Raw genomic sequence first — 19,863 nt, 5'->3', positions numbered from 1 at the left:
AAGGCTATTCTCCAGAATTGTGTTGTTTCAAATCTTTAAAACCATCGGGTTATGGAAAAAACTCTGGTGGAATTTTTAAAAACACTTGTGGAATGAAAAAAAACACCGGTGGAAATTTAAAAAACACAGGTGGAATTTTTAAAAACACTGGTGGAATGAAAAAAAACACTTGTGGAATGAAAAAAAACACAAGTGGAAAATAAAAAAACACAAGTGGAAAATAAAAAAACACAAGTGGAAAATAAAAAAACACAAGTGGAAAATAAAAAAACACTGGTGGAATTTCAAAAAACACCGGTGGAAATTTAAAAAACACCGGTGGAAAATTATAAAACACTTGTGGAATGAAAAAAAACACTTGTGGAAATTTAAAAAACACTTGTGGAATGAAAAAAAACACCGGTGGAATTTGTAGAATAATGGAGAGAAAGCAGTAAAGAAACTCAAAAAACGTAGAATTATACAATGTATTATCGCTTGAAAATCAGATAACAAACTACAAAAAGATACTTTTCCCTAAATATGTGAGTTTGTCATTAAATTTACCTGCCTTATAAAGGGTTTACTATTTTTAACCTTCTAAAAGCACAACAAAGAAGGGACACATTATCGGTTATACCCGCAAAAAGAAATTAAAAAAGAAAAAAAATATTCATAGATGTGAAAAAAATAGTTTAACATTGCAATACAATATCTATGAATGTAATAAGCATGATGTCTTTGCTGATTTTTCCGGGTTTGGACAGAAACGACTATTTTCCTGCTACTTCAAACACTAACCAAAAAAGTCTGTTTGAGGAACAGTTTGACGACCAATATAGTATAAGGAGTATTCAGGCTATATTTAAAGCTGTAAAACATAAAACAGTTACAGATATAAGTATCATTCTGGAATTATTGGAACATAACAAATCTAAAGCCACCGAACGATATACCCATGTAAGCAATCGAATTATCCTAAGGGTGCTAAGCCCCTTTGATACGTGATTAAAGTAAAAAACTAAAAATGGGCAGGTATTTGGGTATAAATACATGTTATGCCAAATGCTATGATGACAGAGCAATAGACAAACTTAATAGCTTGACACAAAACTTTTGTTTAAAACTTGATGACCTAACAGGACAGTTTTAAACGTTAAAAACAATAACTTAGCGACATACTTTTAAGACGAGAATGAAGCAAAAATTAACAATAGAGAATTTAATAAAAGAAGCCCAAATTTTCTGTGCTGAACAATCAAAATTTCAACATAAAGAACTGTTTGGAGTAACTGACGGCAAAGCTGTTGGGACAGTTATTGAACAGAAATTTCAAAAATACTTAAATGACAAATACGAAGTTACAATTGGTTCTTCTGCAAGCGGTGTGGACCTACCTGCTGACGACATTTTAACTGACATCAAAGTAACTTCGATAAAACAGCCCCAATCATCTTGCCCTTTCAAAGACGCAAAACAAAAGATTTTCGGACTTGGTTATAACCTACTTGTTTTTGTTTACGACAAAGCTGACGACCCTAAAAGTAAAACAGCAACTTTGAATTTTGTAAGTTGTTCATTTGTAGCAAAAGAGAGAACGGCTGACTATACAACAACTTACCGTTTAAGAGAAATGATTAAGGATAAAGCCATTCAAGCCGACATCATTGCTTACCTGCAAGACAAAAATATACCAGCAGACGAAATAACATTATCAAAATTAGCGGAGCAAATCTTAAAAACTCCACCTGAACAAGGTTACTTGACTATTTCAAATGCTTTACAATGGAGACTACAATATCAACGAATTGTAACTCTTGCAGATGAAGTAAAAGGAATAACCAAAATTGTAAGCTATAACAAACCTCAATGATGAAAGTATTTGAAGCAAATATTACTCGTCAAGTTTCAGATTTCTTAAATGACAATCTTAAAAAGATTATATCCTTTGAAAAGGCAAATCAAAAAATGTATGATGCTTTCGGCATTATACATTTTTTTGATAATGATGACGAATTACAAATTCTTAAAGAAGTTCTTTCATTTACTAATAATACCATTAAAGAACCCAACAGAGAAGAATATGGCGACTTCCAAACTAATTCTGATTTAGCAAATAAAATAACTTTATATTTGGCTTCAAAAAACATTTCACCAGAAGTTGTAATTGAGCCGACCTGTGGAAAGGGGAATTTTATTATTGCTTCTCTTCGCAACTTCTATAACATTAAAAATGTTTTCGGTGTTGAAATTTACAAACCATACGTCTGGGAAACTAAATTCAGCATTGTAGATTATTTTCTTTCTAATCCAAGTCCAAACAAGCCTGAAATTTCAATAGTTCATTGTAATGTTTTTGATTTTGATTTTAAAGCAATAGCTAAGAAACATTCAACAAGTGATATTTTAGTTATCGGTAATCCACCTTGGGTAACTAATTCAAAATTGGGTAGTTTAAATTCAATTAACCTTCCGAAAAAAACGAATTTCAAAAATCATAGCGGTTTAGATGCAATGACAGGCAAAAGCAATTTTGACATTGCTGAATTTATTACACTTACTATGATTGAAACCTTTCAAAACCTGAAAGGTGATTTATTATTATTGTTAAAAAATTCTGTTATCAAAAACATCGTCTTTGACCAAAACAAAAATCGTTACGAGATTTCAGCTATTGAAAAACATTGTATTGATAGCAAAAAGGAGTTTAATGTTTCAGTTGAAGCAGCTTTGTTTTATTGTAAACTAAATTCAAAACCGACATTTGATTGCAAAGAATTTGATTTTTACGACAATCAAAAATCTCAATTCCAATTCGGTTGGTTGAATGACAAATTTGTTTCAAACATTAATACTTATATTCACACGAAAGAAATTGACGGAGAATGCCCTTTTGTTTGGCGACAAGGGTTAAAACACGATTGTTCGACTGTAATGGAATTAGACAAAGTGAACGGGTTTTATGTTAATGGACTGAAAGAAGAAGTTAAATTAGAAGACGGTTTGGTTTACGGCATTCTCAAAAGCTCTGACCTTAAAAACACTGTAATTAATCAAACACGAAAGTTTACGATTGTTACACAAAAGAAAGTTGGACAAGAAACAAAATACATTAAAACCGAATATCCTAAAACGTATCAATACCTGACACAGCATCAAGCAAATTTTGATGCAAGAAAATCAAGTATCTATATCAACAAACCATTGTTTTCAATATTTGGTATCGGCGACTATTCTTTCAAACCTTTCAAAGTAGCCATATCAGGACTATACAAGACGTTCCATTTCACCCTTATTCTGCCCCAGGACAACAAACCTATAATGCTTGACGACACTTGTTATTTAATCGGTTTTGACAAAATAGAATTTGCCGTTTACACTTTAATTCTTTTGAACTCTGACACGACAGTTCAGTTTTTACAATCAGTAACTTTCCCGGACGCTAAAAGGACTTTTACAAAAGACGTTTTAATGAGAATTGACCTTTTAGAATTAGCAAAACTAATTACCAAAGCCGACCTGCAAACAGAACTTGAATCGCTTAACGAAAAGTATAAATTCAATTTGACACTTGACTTGTGGGACAGTTTTATTAGCGAAATGACACCTGTAAACAATGGACAAATGACAATGTTTGCATAGACTTAAAAGAAGCACTGTGAATAACAAGTGTTTGGCTCAATGGCGGGCAAAAGTGCTAAATTGAACTTTTGTGCTTTCTATGCGCTTTTTTTTGTGTTGAATCGATAGTGCTACTAACCCCGCCCTTCGCAAACATTTTTCCGTAATGGTGCATATTAAAAGACGACAAGACAACCAAAAGATGAATGAGATTCTAGATTTGTGTAATACATTAAACAAGATTATTCAAGAGCCTTTGTACCATAATTTCTATAACTTAACAAACAAATTAAAATGCAATCAAACATTTGCTTCAATCGACTTAATTGAAGACAGCCAAATAGCGATAGACGAATTTGAAAGTGCTGAACCATTAGGCAAACAAGGAAGAAGTACGTTACTTATTTATGGACTTCTACAATCTCTTTTTCTTCAACAAGATGGACTTTATCATTTATACAAATGTGTTGTGGATGAAAATATTAATCAAAAAGACTTCTTTGACTTATTTTCCTTTGATAAGGATATAAGAGAAGTCCGTAACGACATTGCCGGACACCCAACAAACAGAAAGAATTCAGAATTCTATTTTATCGCAAAAGGGCCTATTTCAAAAGACAGATTTACCTACGCAGGATATACACCAACTTTCAGAACAGTTGAAGTTGATTTAAAGACTTTTATAATAAAACAATTAGAATTCACTAGAAATGTTCTTCAAAAAGTGCAGGAAGACATTTCCAAAAAAATAGAAATGAAAAAAGGTGAACACAAAAGCAAACTACTCAAAGAAATGATAGTTGGTGCGGATAGAAATATTCTATTCATTTATCGTGGAATTAGAGATGAAGACCGGAATTTTCAAGGGGAGTTGGGTATTTCAGGACTAAAAAGTGCTATTGATGAGATACGTGAAGAATTAAACAAGAGATATAATCAAAAATTACATATTGAAATATCTGAATCATTTAGACTGATCGATTATATCATTCACCGTTTCAACCATTGGTGGAATGAAAAAACTCTTCTAGGAAATGATGATGCAGAAATTTTCCTTGACAGTTTGGAGAATCAACTTAATAGACTTAAAGAAATGTTATTAGAAGTTGACAAAGAATTTAATGAATAAAAAACGCACCATAACATCGGTAACCGTTTCACAACTACTCAAAAACCACTAATTACCCGATTTTGAAAACGTTACCTTCAAATAAAGGCTTATGTTGATTTGTACTTTCTCTGAGTTTTTGATAACTCAAGTCTCTCAACAAAAGCATCAATAAACCGCACAGGGTTATGACCTCCGATGCTGATCTACAAACAGATTATTTCCATCTGCCGGTGGGGTGTTCCTTGAAGATTTTGCCTGCCATAAGATTATTCATTTTTTGCTTCTATTTAATATATTCTTGTATTTTTGTTAATGTTATTTTCACAAACTGACGTTAGGTGCAAGGATAGAACGATAGACAATCACTGAAACAAAGTAACATTTGTAACAGACTGAAAGAATAAATAAACTGAAATTTGCAGGAAAAGGAATGACTGAAAATATAAAACTCGGACTTAAAGCAAACTGGAAGCAGTTTACCATTTTGGTAATTGTTAACTCCTTTGTAGGTGGAATGATAGGAATGGAACGGACTATTTTTCCACAATTTGCAGAATTGGAGTTTGGTGTGGCTTCTAAAACGGCGATACTTTCTTTTATAACAGCTTTCGGTATTACAAAAGCAATAGCGAACTATTATACAGGGCGACTTGCCAATAAATTCGGACGCAGAAATTTACTTCTGTTTGGTTGGTTGCTCGCAATTCCAATTCCTTTTATGCTCATATATGCTTCCAGTTGGAGTTGGGTTATTTTTGCCAATGTTCTTTTGGGAATTAGTCAAGGATTGACCTGGAGTAGCACGGTTGTAATGAAAATAGATCTTGTTGGAGAGAAAGACCGTGGCTTTGCAATGGGCTTAAATGAATTTGCGGGATATTTTGCAGTGGGTTTAGTTGCCTTTCTAACAGGGTATGTGGCTAACAAATATGGGGTAACACCGTATCCATTTTACATAGGAATTTTCATTTCAATTATAGGTTTCATTCTGACTTTGTTATGGGTAAAAGACACAAGAGTTTTTGTTCACAAAGAGAGTGTAACCGACAATACTGCACATCTTAAAAATGTGTTTTTAGAAACAACTTTAAGAAACAAAACTTTGAGTTCAGTTACACAGGCAGGACTTGTAAACAATTTAAATGACGGAATGATTTGGGGCTTACTTCCAATTGTTCTGTTTTCGTTAAACTTCGACAACGAAAATATTGGAGTAATCACAGCTATTTACCCCACAGTTTGGGGTATCGGACAACTTTTTACAGGTAAAATGTCTGACCACTACTCAAAAAAAACAATGCTGTTTTGGGGTATGCTTTTGCAAGGGTTAGCCATTTTACTTATTCCATTCAGCAGTAACTTTTATGTTTTGGCTTCCATTTCGGCAATTTTAGGATTAGGAACTGCATTGGTTTATCCTACTTTCTTATCCACTATTGCTCAGGCAACAAGCCCAAAACAACGAGCAGAAAGTATTGGCACATTCCGGCTTTGGAGAGATTTGGGGTATGCTATCGGTGCTGTAATTTCAGGAGTTACAGCGGACTTATTTGGTATTGATTATGCCGTTTTACTAATAGGCGGACTAACCATTATTTCTTCTTTCATAATCAAATACCGAATGCCCGAGCAAATTAAATCAATTTAAGATTGTATTGAAGTGGACGAAGTAAAACATGCACTTCAAACAAACAAAAAAATTCAAATCATTGATGTTAGAAGTAAAGAAGAATATGAACAAGCACATATACCGAATGCCGTGAACATTTCGCTTCAGGATTTGAAAGACAACATTTCCAAACTTGACCAAAGTTTTCAATTTGTTACAGCTTGTGGAAAAGGTGGTGGACGGTCAGCAGATGGAGCAAAACTTTTAAAAGAGTTCGGACTGAACGCAATTTGGCTTTGTGGCGGGACAAATAAATGGTTGAACGCAAACTGATAACAAGAACGCCTGCACCTAATAGCGGGTACTGTTTCACAACTACTCAAGAACCACTAAATACACGATTTAAAAGTGGTGGAATTGGACCACTTTAAAACACAAGCAGGTTTGCCAAATTTTGTGTTAAGTGTTTCAGAATGGATTGAAAAAACAAATGTGTAATTCAATTGAATTAACAGCTTTTAAAACGGGTATTTGTTGAATAACTAATAAAAATAACCAATATCCAAACATTAAACAAAAAAGCGTTTAATTATAAACGTTCACTGACTCATTGTTTATTCAATTTTAGATTAAAAGTTTGAAGCAGAGATTTCTGTATATGTGCAGCTTTCAGTTTAGGATATACTTAAACAAGCATAAAAGCAAATTCCATAAGCAACAACCGGTAAATTGATCTTCACATTCCAAATTGACTATTTCAATCCGGATGGTTTTAGAGTTGTCCGTTTCGCACTGCCCTCATCAGAGCGGCCCCAATTAAAATACATAGTGCACAAAGTAGGTTAAGACCTGACCAATAAGCCCGGTGTCTTTGCATTCCTTTTAACCGTTCGTTGGGCAACGCAAGCAGAAAGGTTATTGAGAAAAGTCCGGCTGCGCCAATCATTTTGAAGGCGAACGCGAGCAGGTACTTAGATTTTTCGATGACATCAGGATAGACATCTAACCATTGTACTATTCCGGTCAATGCGACAACAATAACTCCGGCCCATTTAATATAGCCAAAACGTTTGATCATTATATCGAGATATTCATCTCTTGCTTCATCCGGAACATATTTCATGTTTGGCAGCAAAACCATTCTTGAGTAAAACAGCCCGCCAAGTGATGTGCAAGTGGCTGCGATGTGTAAAATATGGCAGATGAGTTGTAAGATCATAGTTCACCCTTTGCTTCTTTGCCTGCTAATTGTCGTCCACGGACAAAGGTCATCAGATAGGTTAAAATGCCTCCTGTGATGCCATGAATGAGGTTACTCGCGTAAAGTTGGTCTGTATAGGTTCTGAACAGAAGTCCGGTTAAATAGCCTTGAATGCACCCTGTGCTGACAATAATCAGGAGTAGCAAAACAATAGATTGTTTCCATTTATCGGGAGAGAAATGACTTGCTCCGGCAGCAAACACTCCGCTCATTGCTCCGACTATAAAAACATTGACTGTCAGGTCGAAATGGGAAAAAGGGAAAAATGCAATCAGATAGGCAATAGCTCCAAAACCAAAAGGTTCGAGCCAATGAGCATCTCTTCCATAATTAGTATCCTCACTTTGTCCGCCGGCAGCGTCGAATATTTTTTTGTCGTCAATGTAAAAATAGGATAAAAAAGCTCCTACCGGCGCTCCGATATAAGCGTAAATGATGAGCCAGTAAAGTGGATGATCTTTCAGGTTGGGGTAGAAAATGGCGGACACAAAATAAATTCCGATGGAAGTAACCAATCCCCAAAATGCACCGATCAAAATATGTTTTTGCATTTGCAGGATAAAAAATGCCAATCGCAAAAAAATTACCTGTGCTAAAGCAGCCCCTGTTGCAAGTATAAATAAAGTGACTGCCGAAACCTTAAAGCCAAATATCAGTGCGCCAATGAAAATAAAACCAATCCAACCAATTAGTCCGGTCAAAATGCTTGACGGAAAAGAACTTCTTTGTTTAAATGGATTCATGGTTGGAGTTTTTGGTTTATTTTCTTTTTTTGGATCTGATTACAATATTTTACCTACTTAACAGGAAGCTTTTTCAATTCTTCAAAAACTCCGGTATCGCGGTTTTTACGAACATTGTTCCAGTCGAAATACCTGCCGTTCATTGCAATATAAACGCCGGGGGGTAAGCTTTGAACAAAGGCTAAAGCACTGCCGAGGTTAAAGAATCCGTCAGAGCTTCCAAATTTATAAGGAATCATGGCACCTGTCAAAACAATAGTTTTACCGGTGATTTCGGATGCTGCCAATACTTTTGCAGTTTCAACCATCGTATCAGTTCCATGAGTAATGACAATATGATTTTCGGAGATATTGAGGCAATTATTGGCTATGACTTCTCTGTCCATATCCGTCATTTCAATACTGTCAATCATCATTAAGGTTCGGATATTGATTTCTATGGTGCAACGGCTTAGCTTGAATATTTCAGGCAAGTGGGTATCTTTAAAATAGAGTTGCCCTTTGATCATGTCGTATTCTTTGTCGAATGTTCCTCCTGTTACAAATATTCGAATGGGTTCTTGCATATTTTTGGTTGGTAAATGATAAACGGAAGTGTGCTGCTTGAAATGTTGAGTGGATATTGATAAAAGTCAATCCATGAACTTAAAATTGGTCAATGAAAGGATTTCGTCAGTTTTTTGAATATAAGTTATGCAATAGCGGCATAAAGTTAGCACAATTTAGGTAGGTACCAAATATACCAAAGCAGGGAGGGTGATTTGATTTCTTTACCAAAAAAGTTAGAATTTCATTGCACAACCCTTTTTTTTAAGTTGATGTAAAACATTCTTAATTTTGTGTAGTTTTAACTTTGCAGCGTTAGATATTCACAGTTGTTATCAATTTATTACCTAATCATCTACTCCAAATCTATAATTTTTTACTATGTTAAAATATTACACAGATCGGGTTTTTCTTTGTTTTTTGGTTTCAATATTGTTTGGGTATTCTTTAGTAGCCCAACCCGGCGATAATTCTGATCGAAATTTAGTTTTTAAAGAGAAGCTTGTTATAGATCTTCCGGAGTTGGTGAAACTTCCCAACCAATATCGTTCCTTTTCTTTTGATATAGATCGGTTAAAAAAAACTTTGGAACTTGCTCCATTAGAATTTACAGAAGAGGCTAAAAACACAGCGGGTTTGCCGGTATTGACTTTGCCGATGCCCTGGGATCAGAATTTAGCTTTCAATATGGTTGAGTCTCCGGTAATGGAACCGGGTTTAGCGGAACAAATGCCGGAGACCAAAACCTATTTCGGGTGGGCAGCAAACGGTATTGATGTCTCTATGCGATTGACAGTAACAAGTTCAGGAATTTACGCACTTATTCATACCTATAAAGGGCTTGTGGCTATTGAGCCGCTACGCAACAGCGTAACAAAAAACATGCACCTTGTCTTTGCAGATTTTGATTTGTTAATCCCAGATTTTGTTTGTAACACTGCACAGCCTTCACATGGTCAGCTTCCCGGCTATGAAGATGTTCGGGGCAATTGTGGAAATATGGGCAGTGCACTTCGTCAGTTTAGAATAGCTATTGCAGCAACCGGGGAACTGACCACTCAATATGGAGGCGTATCAGGTGCTTCAGATTTTATTGTAGCTACATTGAATGGTATTAATCTTGTTTTTGAAAGAGAAATGAGTGTCAGGATGACTTTAATTGCCGAAAATAATAGTGTGATTTTTAGTAATGCTGCAACAGATCCTTTCGACCCTTCGGCGGCAAGTTTACCCATCAATGCCCATGCAGGAATAGTTACGGTTCTCAATACTTCACAATTCGACATGGGGCATGTGATTCATTTTGGGGCTTCTAATTCAGGAATAGCAGGATTTGGAGTGGTTTGTACCAATTCTGCCAAAGGTAGGGGGTGGAGCACGTATTTCAATCTGTTTTTCTCGCGGTGGGTGCTGCTTGTTGCTCATGAATTCGGTCATCAGTTTGGGGCCACACATTCCTTTTATGGAACAGAATCAAATTGTTCGGCAAGAACAGCGAGTGGTGCCTATGAACCGGGTAGTGGCACTACAATTATGAGTTATCAGGGAATTTGTGGTTCGCAGAATATAGGTTCTGTCAGGGAAGATTATTTCCATGCCATCAGCCTTCAGCAAATGAGAGTTTTCATTAACGGTATTTCCTGCAACACGACAATTGCAACCGGAAATACTATACCCGTATCAAACGCCAATCCTTTGGGCGGAACCTATACAATTCCCATTCAAAAGCCATTTGAAATGACCGGTACCGGAACTGATGCTGACGGAAATGCCATTACCTATTGCTGGGAGGAATTTGACAGCGACGGCACAGCAGGGGGGGCTCCAAACGATGCCGCCAACAGTACAACTGCCCCGTTGTTTCGATCTTTTTACCCAACAACAAACCCAAACCGCACCTTCCCTCAATTGAGTGATTTGCTGAACAACACACAAACAATCGGTGAAATCCTGCCAAATGTGAGCAGAACCATTAATATGCGATTAACAGTCAGGGACAATAATCCCTTAGGTGGAGCATTTGACTGCGATGCAACATCTGTAACGGTTAGCAATACGAGCGGCCCATTTACCGTAACCTCTCAAAACAGTCCGACAACCTGGAATGCAAATGGAACAAATACGGCAACCGTAACCTGGGATGTAGCAAATACTACATCTGCACCGGTCAGTTGTGCCAATGTTGATATTTTGTTTTCGACCAATGCCGGGCAAACTTTTCCATATTCATTGGCAACAAATACACCCAATGATGGAACTCAAACATTTGTCATTCCGAGTTTTCCCACAACAGTTGGAAGGGTGAAGGTAAAATGTGCTAATAATATCTTTTTTGATATCAATAATGCACCAATCACTATAAGTTCTCCTTGTGCTGCCAATGCAGCATCTGTTACACCTACAACCTCTGTTACTTCACCTGCCGGTACACCCGCCTTAGATTTAAGTCTTACTCCAACGTATGGAAGCGCGTACCCAAATTTTAGTGGTAATTTGTCAACTTCTGATTCTCAGTCATATTTACCTGCCAATAATGGGAGTGGAGTTTGTACTTCATTTCCCGGAAATGCCACCCGTTTTGATTCCTATCCATTTATGGTAAGTGTGAGCGGCAATTACACCTTTACCCGCGCAGGAGGAACAAGTTCTTTTATAGTGATGCACGTTTACAATGGAGCTTATAACCCACAATCTCCCTGTACCAACTGGATTGCATCGAGTTATAATACCTCGACTACAATAAATTCTTCGACATTAAACGTTGCTTTAGCTGCTAACATTAATTATACCTTTGTATTAAGCACTTTTAATGCTTCCTTACCGGCAACCCTTCCTTCAAATTACACCATTAATTTTACTCCTCCGGGTGGGGGAGGGGTTTATAACGGAATTCCTTCACCTCCGGCAGGATATGCCTATACTTATATCATGGTTAACAACGGAACCGGATTGATAACAGGCATCAATGGCAGTTCTGATTTGTCGGATTCCAATACATTTACTCCTGCAAACTACCATGTTTATGGGTTTTCATATCAAACAGCCACTATTCCAAATCTGAACGTATTGATAGGGATGTCTCAACAAACCCTTCAAAACAATTTGGACTTTTTGGTTTATTGTGGTCAACTAAGCTCAAATTTTGTGCTTGTAACAGTTGAACCGGGAGCATCTTGTGCTTTACCACCGGCTCCAACAATAACCCCGCCTTCCAACACAAACTTATGTATGGGCAATATTCAGTTGACAGCATCAGCGCTTCCCGGAGGATTTCCGGGCTATGGTTATCAATGGTATCAAAACAGCAATCCGGTTTTTGGTGCAATCAATCAGAGTTTTTATCCTGAATCCGGAGGCAATTTTACGGTTGTTTTGGTGAATGGAGAATGTGTTACTGCTCAATCCAACACAATCAGCCTTACAGAAACGCCACCTTCAGCTTTAAGCATTGTGCCTGAAACAATAACACTATGCGAAGGCAATTCTGCTTTACTGACAGCATCAGCTTTAAATCCGATGTTTCCGTTTCATAGTTACAGATGGTTAAAAAACGGAGTAACTATTCCGGGACAAAACAATGCTACACTTATGGTTACTGAAACCGGCAATTATACGGTTCAGGCATATTTTAACAATGCCTGTGCATCTGCACCATCCAATATTTCTGCCGTAACTGTTATTCCACAGGTTGGTTTGCCTTATAATCACGACTTTAGCGCAGGTTTCCCTCCAACCGGATGGACACTTCAAAATCCTGATGGAAATCTTACCTGGGGGCTTCAAACCACGCCCTGTTATTTACACGCCGCATTTCTCAATTTTTTTAATTACCCCAATCAAGGTCAGCAGGATTATTTGGTTACTCCGCTCATCAACCTGAATGGGGTAGGTAGTGCCGGATTATCTTTCGATGTGGCTTATGCACGGTATAATGATTCCTTTTTTGATGGGCTTCAAGTGCAAATATCTACCGATTGCGGGCAAAACTATACGACAATTTACAACAAAAGTGGAAACACATTAGCCACTGCTCCGGACATATCCACTTCTTTTAGCCCAACTGATTGTTCACAATGGCGAAATGAAATTGTTGACCTAAGTGCTTATGTTGGAAATTCTGTTCTATTGCGTTTTGTTGGATTGAATGGGTATGGTAATAATCTGTTTGTAGATAATGTCAACATTAGTGGAAGTATATCGGCAGGAGTTAGAGTTGAAGCGATATTACTGCTCGAAGGGGCTTTTAACAATGTGAATCAAAACATGAACACCATTTTGAATTCAAATAACTTGCTTCCTTTTAACCAACCTTTTAATGCGAGTCCATGGAATTATAGCGGAACGGAAAGTATAGTTAGTTTTCCGTCTGACGTGGTGGATTGGGTGTTGATTTACGTACTTGATCCTTCCGATAATTTGATAGCTCGAAAAGCAGCGCTTTTGCAAAACGATGGAGTAATTCTGAATACGGACGGATCGAATGGTATTGTATTTACATCCGGTCTTTCTGCCGGCAATTCTTATCGCCTTTTGGTCAGGCATCGAAATCATGTCGCAGTTGTCGGAAATAATACTATTGTTTTGCCCAACACAAATACTCCCTATAATTTCACAATTCCGGCAAATGTTCGCAATGGAGCAGATCAGTTGGCAAATTTGGGTAACGGACTCTATGGACTTCGCGCTTCCGATGCAAATTCAAATGGGGTAGTGAATTATCAGGATTATAATATCTTCATCATTCAAAATGGACAAAATAACGGGTATTTTAATGCTGACTTTAATCTGGATGGGCAGGTTGAAATAAACGATTTTATCTTGTATAACCTACGGGCCGGATCAATCGGACTTTCATTAGTTAGATATTAAAGTTGAAAATAGAATCAAAAACACGGGATTTGAAGAGAAATTCAAAACCTTAACATGTTTGGAACTTATTTCAACTAAAAGGGCTGACATTTAATGGCTATAAAATTAAGAAACTGAAATAGAACCTAAAGACGGGTAAAAGTATTATTAAGACTATTATTTTGATACAATCAGTATTTTATGAACTCTTCTAAAAGTCGTTGGAATGTTTATATGCCCATAGTTTATTCCCTGATATTAATATTAGGGATGCAACTTGGATTTAAACTCTACGAAAACTTGAAAGGGAAGCCCCGTATGTCAGTTGTAAAAGGTGGTCAACTGTCTGAATTGCAGGAAGTTCTTAGTTTGATTGACAGCCGCTATGTAGATACAATTGACAGTCAGGCTTTTATTCAAAGATTGATTGAGCAAGCACTTCAGGATTTAGACCCTCATTCAAACTATATTGCTGCCGATAATATGCAGGAAGTTACAGAATCGCTCGAAGGCAATTTTGTTGGCATCGGCATTGAATTTTCAATTGTAGATGATACAATTGTAGTTGTTACTCCAGTTGCCGGAGGTCCATCAGATAAACTCGGAATATTATCGGGCGATAAAATTGTAGCAATCAATGACACCAATGTAGCAGGTATTGGCATTACCAATAAAATGGTACTCGAAAAACTAAGAGGTGAACTCAACAGTAAGGTTAACGTGAGAATTGTCAGGTTTGGAGAACAAAGATGGATTGACTATTCCATTACCCGGCAAGACATCCCTTTGGTTAGTGTTGATGCCGCTTTTATGTTGGATAAAGAAGTTGGATATATCAAAATAAACCGGTTCAGTGCCAATACCTATAATGAGTTTATGGATAATCTCATTGCATTACAAGACAAAGGAATGGGCAAACTGATTATAGATCTTCGTCAAAATCCGGGCGGCTATCTTCATTCTGCTGTAGCTATTGCAGATGAATTGATTGACGGAGATAAATTGTTGGTTTACACAGAAGGCCGTACTTATCCGCGTAAAGAATATCGCGCAACCGCTCGCCGTACCGGAAAGTTTGAATCGGGACAAGTAGTCTTGTTAATAGATGAAGGCTCAGCTTCAGCCAGTGAAATTCTTGCGGGTGCAGTTCAGGATTGGGATCGTGGTACAGTTATAGGCAGAAGAACTTTCGGCAAAGGATTGGTACAGGAACAATACGATTTGTCGAGCGGTAGCGGTTTAAGATTGACTATTGCCAGATACTATACACCAACTGGACGCAGTATTCAAAAACCTTACAATTACGGGTACCGGCATTATAATGAAGAATTAGAAACCCGCTACACCGAAGGAGAACTAACCGGTAAAGATAGTCTGTCTGATTTGTCTTACCGAACTGATACTATCGCTTACAACACGTTGGTAGAAGGCAGAACTGTCTATGGAGGAGGGGGTATTTCTCCTGATATTTTTATTGCTTTAGATACGGTTGGTTTAGATCCTTTTTCTTTGAGTGTACGCAGGGTAATTCCCGAATTTACTTATCATTATTACAGCAATCATACTGCCGAATTCAGCAAATATAATAATCTGCAGGATTTTAGGAACAACTACAACATTGACCCGGATTTATACCGACAATTCAGAAATTTTGTGAAGAACAAATTGGGCTTCTTAGATGAAAGACAACTTCTGAAAAATGAACACGAATTCAAAAATTATATAAAATCCTATATTGCCAAGCAGAAATGGAATTACGAAGGTTTTTACTTTGTTTCACAAGACATTGACAAAACACTTCAAAAAGCGCATGAATTTATTTTATTGCAAACAACTTCATCTTCTCAACCAAACGGAGTTGCCAACCATAAACAACAAGGTCAGCGTTGAGCTGTTTTCCTCTGTTTCTTCTTCATTTCGTTTGCTCCAATTCAGTTTATTTTCCTTCAAACTGAAAACTAACCTCAGGCAGACATGAATATTTAAAATAGCGATACCTGCATTGTTTTACTTTTTAACCCGACACAAGTATCTAAACTACCTGTTGCAAATAACCGTAAAAAATTATGGACTATTTTGAATGAATGCTCTGTATTATTTATAAAATATCCTCAACTAAAAATACGATGGTCTGAAACTTTCCATTGCGTCTGATTCGTATTTTTACCTTTTCATTGCTTTTACGATTTAAATTATGGTATAACTCACCCAAGGTAGCAGATGCAACAGGTTCTCCGTTTATACTGATAACTTCGTCTCCAATCATTATTCCGGCCCTTTCAGCAGGCGAATTCGGGCGGATATAATTGACAAATATATGTTTGAACTCAGGAGCTCTTGCTTCTAATTGTACTCCACAAAGGTCGTATTCAAAGGGCTTGTTAAAATTTTTGTTTTTTACCAAATACAATTCCTCATTCGGATAGTTTATTGTTACTTTAAATCTGCTCAAAGCATCAGCACCAAGGTTGCCGTCCCAAAGATGAATCTGATTAACTGCAAACTGCAATGATGCATCATCGGGAAACCCTGTAATCACATTTCGCAACTCATAATTTCCAAGCCTGAGCAGATCTATTCGTCCGAGTTTTCCCATAATATCCCCGCTTAGTCCTCTTCCAAGGTAGGCTTCAATTTGTTTCTCAGGTGAGGAGAGTTTTTGATAAAAAATGGTGAGTGCCTGAGTTGCTCCCGTATCTAAAAGCAATTGAAGAGAAGTGGTATCCGTACTATTTGAGGATAAAGCTACTTGTAAATAAGGCTTTCCTTTTCTAAAACTTAATTTAACGGCCTCTCCATTTCCTTTGTTTCTGTAGTGTTTGGGATCGTAGAGTCTGATGTATTTTTGCCTGTAATCAATTTCTACAACAAAACGGCTGAATAAGTCATACCCAATTATTCCATAGACCGGTTTGCCAAAAATTTCAGAAAATGAAATCAGGTTTGACGGCAGAACTACTAATTGCATGTTTTGCCCTTCAACACCTGTCATACTCATCTTTACTCCTTCCAACATCTGTGCTGTAATAGATTCACCCTGCCCAAGTCCTTGTATTTGAATGTTACGTCCCTGATTTGAAATTCCGGCCAAATTGAGCAGCAAAGGCTCGGTTAAAATTGTGGTTCGTGAGCCTGTATCTACAATGAAGTTAACATCAATAGAATTGTTCAGCCTGATAGGCAACAGGATTAAATTGTGATGAATTTCAATTGGAATCCTAACTGATTTGCGATGTTTTGCATTAAATCGAAAACCGGAATTAGATGTCTGAGCAATCAAACTATTACCGCTATCCTGATAAAAGGCAGCGAAACAAAAACAAATTAATACGAATTGTTTAAATGTCATTTGAACAACCTAATGGGTTTACTGTTTTACTGGAACTATGAGTAGCTAAATTTAATGCCGGAATAATCCTTTAATGTTAAAAATTGTTGGATTCGGTTTCCGGGAATCCAATTCCTTTCAAATTTGAAAACAAAAGTATTACTTAAAGAGTTTGTATTTATGAAGCGATCAATTTACACCTAATTTAAAAATAAATATAAATGCCTGCCTTAGAAACCATAGAATTAGAGTTAGGGTTTGTAGCACCTGATTTTAATCTTCCCGATACAGTAAGTGAAGAAAAATTATCTTTGGAAGAATTAAAAGGAGAAGTAGCAACTGTGGTCATGTTCATCTGCAATCATTGTCCTTATGTCGTACATGTAAATCCTGAATTGGTTAGACTTGCCGGTGAATATATCCCGTTAGGTGTTTCATTCATAGCCATTAACAGCAATGATGTAGAAAAATATCCAGCAGATAGTCCGGAAAATATGCGTCAGAGAGCATTAGAATTAAAGTATCCATTTCCTTATTTATTTGATGAAACCCAACAAACAGCGAAAGACTACCACGCGGTATGTACTCCTGACTTCAGTATATTTGATCATAATTTAACCTGTGTTTATCGCGGACGTTTGGATGGTTCAAGACCCGGAAATAATATCCCATTAACCGGAGAAGATATCAGAAAGGTGTTAAATGCTTTATTAAACGGCACAAAAATTGAGGAAAAACAATACCCTAGTATCGGATGTAGCATTAAATGGAAAAGTGAATCTCCTTATTAACAATTTTTAACTCACAAAAAACAGACAAACCAGAATTTGTTCTTATCTTGTCAGGCGATATTAACGATTTACAATTTTAACTTAAAATTAACAATTAACATGAAAAGATTTTTTAGTGTTTTATTATTAGCCGTTGCTTTATTGGCATTCAACCATGTATCTGCACAAACATATTCTGATGTTGATCAGAATCATAAATCTTCCTGCGCTGCCAAAAAAGCTGCCGCCAGTGCTGAAAATAATACAGACGAAAGCAGCACTAAAATGGTAGAAACTGCAGGTGTTTCAGAAGATGCAGCTAAAACCGGTACTTCTTGTGCATCTAAGGCTTCAGCTTCCGGTAAAAAATGCGATCCTGCTGCATGTGCTGCCAAAAAAGCTGCCGCCAGTGCTGAAAATAATACAGATGAAAGCAGCACTAAAATGGTAGAATCTGCCGGCGTTTCTGAAGGGGATGCTTCTAAAGTTGGAACTACCTGCGCTTCAAAAACTGCCGCTTCAGGCAAAAAGTGTGATCCGGCTGCTTGCGCAGGTAAAAAAGCTTCAGCAAACGTTGAAAACAATACCGAAGAAGGAAGCACGAAAATGATTGAATCTCCCGGTGTTTCATCTGAAAAAAAATCCGGATGCTGTGCAAACAAAGCTACGGGTTGCAAAAACAAAAAAGCAGAAAATTAAAATTGCCATTTGGTTTTTAAGTTTTTTTAGTGTTAATAAATTAGCATCGGATTCTTTAAAATCCGGTGCTTTTTTTATATTATGAATAGTTATTTACAAAGCGTTTAAAAAAACTCAATTATTACCAACCAAACCATTTGAATAAGTTATGACAGAGGAGGAGAAACGCCATCGCAAAGCCACTGATTTAATAACCCATCATGTTATCTTATCAATGGGAACAGCCATAATTCCTGTTCCAATGGCCGATATTTTGGCATTAACTACTCTGCAAATCAGGATGCTGAAAGAGTTATGTGATTTGTATGAAAAACCTTATTCTAAACAGGTTGCACAAAACATAATAACCGCTATTGCCGGGAATAGTCTTGCCCGGTTGGGGGCAAGTTTATTAAAAACAATTCCCGGTATAGGTACTATTATTGGTGGTGTTTCGGCGGTTATTTTATCGGGGGCATCCACTTATGCCATTGGAAAAGTTTTTTTACATAATTTCGATGCCGGTATATCGCCTGAAGAAATTGATTTGGATGAAGCGGAAGTTTTGTACGGGTCAGAATTTGAAGCAGGTAAGGAAGTGGCTGCGCAATTGGAAAATGAACTTGCTGTTGACCAAAAAGACTCTGAATTAGAAAAACTCAAAGTTTTAAAATCGCATATTCACAAATTAGAAACACTGGAATTAATCAAAGAACTGGGGGGTCTTAATGAACAAGGGTTTATTTCCGATGAAGAATTTAAAGCTAAAAAGCAGGAATTATTGGATTCAATTTAGTACTTCTCTGCGATAAGCTCTCTGTTTTGTTGATATTTCTTATATTTTACTCAGCCCGATATAGAGAAATGCCGATTTCACTGATAAAAAATACTTGTGCTTCGGGCATTAAATGGCTGATTTCAAAGGTGTATTTTCCGGGTTGTTTAAAAATATCCGTATTTTCTAACAAGGTAAATTCTTTATCCCAGATATTACCTAATCCATCTCCTGTAAGTTCGCCTTCTTGGGTTCTTATAGAAAGTTTGGAGGTTTCTTCTGCCACAAGAGATTTATCAGGCGCATAAATCAAAAATTTAACCTCAAACTCGCTATATTGAAAAGCGGAAGCATATCTCAAAAACAAGTGCAAATTTGTTTTTTCTGTTTCTTTATTAACTGGAATCACAAACCTGTATCTGTCACCGTTGTTCCAAACAGTTTCAGGAACTTTTATAACCCGATGGTAAAGCCTGTTTGAGTTACAGGATACGGTGAAGAGTATTAAAGTAAACAAAACGCCCTGAAATATGAATCGCATAAATTGAAAATGAGTAGCCCCGCAATTCAATGCTGTAAATAATTTGTTGATTG

16 protein-coding genes are annotated in these 19,863 nt (G+C 36.8%); 11 read left to right on the top strand and 5 right to left on the bottom strand.

The genetic code is table 11. The features are described 5' to 3' along the window. Positions 1 to 696 precede the first annotated feature (696 nt). The 6 genes from IPM47_16370 to IPM47_16345 all read left to right on the top strand — a co-directional run bounded on the left by IPM47_16370 (position 697) and on the right by IPM47_16345 (position 6,653). The gene (locus IPM47_16370; GenBank protein ID QQS28419.1) at positions 697 to 987 is read left to right on the top strand and encodes a hypothetical protein; all 291 of its coding nucleotides are present in this window, start codon (positions 697 to 699) and stop codon (positions 985 to 987) included. 187 nt (positions 988 to 1,174) lie between these two features. After that, complete coding sequence (locus IPM47_16365; GenBank protein ID QQS28418.1) at positions 1,175 to 1,852, top strand: restriction endonuclease; 678 nt, start codon at positions 1,175 to 1,177, stop codon at positions 1,850 to 1,852. Next, entirely contained in the window at positions 1,849 to 3,621 is a 1,773-nt protein-coding gene (locus IPM47_16360; protein QQS28417.1) for a hypothetical protein, read from the top strand. Before IPM47_16365 ends, IPM47_16360 begins: the two co-directional genes overlap by 4 nt. A 145-nt stretch (positions 3,622 to 3,766) precedes the next feature. Beyond that, complete coding sequence (locus tag IPM47_16355; GenBank protein QQS28416.1) at positions 3,767 to 4,729, top strand: hypothetical protein; 963 nt, start codon at positions 3,767 to 3,769, stop codon at positions 4,727 to 4,729. A gap of 412 nt (positions 4,730 to 5,141) precedes the next feature. After that, positions 5,142 to 6,359 (top strand): MFS transporter, encoded by a 1,218-nt coding sequence (locus tag IPM47_16350; protein ID QQS28415.1) that lies wholly within the window; start codon positions 5,142 to 5,144, stop codon positions 6,357 to 6,359. 12 nt (positions 6,360 to 6,371) lie between these two features. After that, positions 6,372 to 6,653, top strand: a complete 282-nt coding sequence (locus IPM47_16345; protein ID QQS28414.1) for a rhodanese-like domain-containing protein — start codon at positions 6,372 to 6,374, stop codon at positions 6,651 to 6,653. Positions 6,654 to 7,092: 439 nt separating this feature from the next. Here the strand turns inward: IPM47_16345 and IPM47_16340 are convergent, their stop codons facing one another. From IPM47_16340 to IPM47_16330, 3 genes are read right to left on the bottom strand one after another with little or no spacing between them, the layout of a single operon-like run. Continuing rightward, entirely contained in the window at positions 7,093 to 7,539 is a 447-nt protein-coding gene (locus IPM47_16340) for a hypothetical protein (GenBank protein QQS28413.1), read from the bottom strand. Then, a complete protein-coding gene (locus tag IPM47_16335) occupies positions 7,536 to 8,324 on the bottom strand; it encodes a hypothetical protein (protein QQS28412.1) in 789 nt (262 codons plus the stop codon). The genes IPM47_16340 and IPM47_16335 overlap by 4 nt, the downstream gene beginning before the upstream one ends. Positions 8,325 to 8,377: 53 nt before the next feature. Then, positions 8,378 to 8,890: an asparaginase gene (locus IPM47_16330; GenBank protein ID QQS28411.1), complete on the bottom strand. Its 513-nt coding sequence runs from the start codon at positions 8,888 to 8,890 to the stop codon at positions 8,378 to 8,380. Between the two features lie 361 nt (positions 8,891 to 9,251). Here IPM47_16330 and IPM47_16325 point away from each other — a divergent pair, with 361 nt between their 5' ends. After that, positions 9,252 to 13,739, top strand: coding sequence for a choice-of-anchor J domain-containing protein (locus tag IPM47_16325; protein QQS28410.1), 4,488 nt, complete (start codon positions 9,252 to 9,254; stop codon positions 13,737 to 13,739). A 180-nt stretch (positions 13,740 to 13,919) separates the two neighbouring features. Continuing rightward, positions 13,920 to 15,608, top strand: a complete 1,689-nt coding sequence (locus tag IPM47_16320; protein QQS28409.1) for a PDZ domain-containing protein — start codon at positions 13,920 to 13,922, stop codon at positions 15,606 to 15,608. Between the two features lie 208 nt (positions 15,609 to 15,816). On the opposite strand, the gene IPM47_16315 is transcribed toward IPM47_16320, so the two are convergent. Next, positions 15,817 to 17,067 (bottom strand): aspartyl protease family protein, encoded by a 1,251-nt coding sequence (locus tag IPM47_16315; protein ID QQS28408.1) that lies wholly within the window; start codon positions 17,065 to 17,067, stop codon positions 15,817 to 15,819. Between the two features lie 200 nt (positions 17,068 to 17,267). On the opposite strand from IPM47_16315, the gene IPM47_16310 reads away from it, so the two are divergent. The 3 genes from IPM47_16310 to IPM47_16300 all read left to right on the top strand — a co-directional run bounded on the left by IPM47_16310 (position 17,268) and on the right by IPM47_16300 (position 19,290). After that, entirely contained in the window at positions 17,268 to 17,837 is a 570-nt protein-coding gene (locus tag IPM47_16310; GenBank protein ID QQS28407.1) for a thioredoxin family protein, read from the top strand. A gap of 99 nt (positions 17,838 to 17,936) precedes the next feature. Further along, positions 17,937 to 18,515, top strand: coding sequence for a hypothetical protein (locus tag IPM47_16305; GenBank protein ID QQS28406.1), 579 nt, complete (start codon positions 17,937 to 17,939; stop codon positions 18,513 to 18,515). Positions 18,516 to 18,663: 148 nt separating this feature from the next. Continuing rightward, the gene (locus IPM47_16300) at positions 18,664 to 19,290 is read left to right on the top strand and encodes a DUF697 domain-containing protein (GenBank protein ID QQS28405.1); all 627 of its coding nucleotides are present in this window, start codon (positions 18,664 to 18,666) and stop codon (positions 19,288 to 19,290) included. A 46-nt stretch (positions 19,291 to 19,336) separates the two neighbouring features. Here IPM47_16300 and gldH read toward each other — a convergent pair whose 3' ends face one another. Beyond that, complete coding sequence (gene gldH, locus IPM47_16295; protein ID QQS28404.1) at positions 19,337 to 19,810, bottom strand: gliding motility lipoprotein GldH; 474 nt, start codon at positions 19,808 to 19,810, stop codon at positions 19,337 to 19,339. Between the last annotated feature and the right edge of the window lie 53 nt (positions 19,811 to 19,863).

The sequence above is a fragment of the Sphingobacteriales bacterium genome, assembly GCA_016700115.1.
Taxonomy (GTDB): domain Bacteria; phylum Bacteroidota; class Bacteroidia; order Chitinophagales; family UBA2359; genus UBA2359.
Note: the sequence above shows the minus strand (reverse complement) of the source record. Positions and strands in the feature narration are given on the sequence as shown.

Bases quoted from the DNA above. Each gene is read 5' to 3' on its own strand.
- IPM47_16340 (QQS28413.1), bottom strand. From the start codon at position 7,539: ATGATCTTACAACTCATCTGCCATATTTTACACATCGCAGCCACTTGC.
- IPM47_16300 (QQS28405.1), top strand. From the start codon at position 18,664: ATGACAGAGGAGGAGAAACGCCATCGCAAAGCCACTGATTTAATAACC.
- IPM47_16350 (QQS28415.1), top strand. From the start codon at position 5,142: ATGACTGAAAATATAAAACTCGGACTTAAAGCAAACTGGAAGCAGTTT.
- IPM47_16365 (QQS28418.1), top strand. From the start codon at position 1,175: ATGAAGCAAAAATTAACAATAGAGAATTTAATAAAAGAAGCCCAAATT.
- IPM47_16330 (QQS28411.1), bottom strand. From the start codon at position 8,890: ATGCAAGAACCCATTCGAATATTTGTAACAGGAGGAACATTCGACAAA.
- IPM47_16355 (QQS28416.1), top strand. From the start codon at position 3,767: ATGGTGCATATTAAAAGACGACAAGACAACCAAAAGATGAATGAGATT.
- IPM47_16320 (QQS28409.1), top strand. From the start codon at position 13,920: ATGAACTCTTCTAAAAGTCGTTGGAATGTTTATATGCCCATAGTTTAT.
- IPM47_16360 (QQS28417.1), top strand. From the start codon at position 1,849: ATGATGAAAGTATTTGAAGCAAATATTACTCGTCAAGTTTCAGATTTC.
- IPM47_16335 (QQS28412.1), bottom strand. From the start codon at position 8,324: ATGAATCCATTTAAACAAAGAAGTTCTTTTCCGTCAAGCATTTTGACC.
- IPM47_16305 (QQS28406.1), top strand. From the start codon at position 17,937: ATGAAAAGATTTTTTAGTGTTTTATTATTAGCCGTTGCTTTATTGGCA.
- IPM47_16325 (QQS28410.1), top strand. From the start codon at position 9,252: ATGTTAAAATATTACACAGATCGGGTTTTTCTTTGTTTTTTGGTTTCA.
- IPM47_16370 (QQS28419.1), top strand. From the start codon at position 697: ATGAATGTAATAAGCATGATGTCTTTGCTGATTTTTCCGGGTTTGGAC.
- IPM47_16310 (QQS28407.1), top strand. From the start codon at position 17,268: ATGCCTGCCTTAGAAACCATAGAATTAGAGTTAGGGTTTGTAGCACCT.
- gldH (QQS28404.1), bottom strand. From the start codon at position 19,810: ATGCGATTCATATTTCAGGGCGTTTTGTTTACTTTAATACTCTTCACC.
- IPM47_16315 (QQS28408.1), bottom strand. From the start codon at position 17,067: ATGACATTTAAACAATTCGTATTAATTTGTTTTTGTTTCGCTGCCTTT.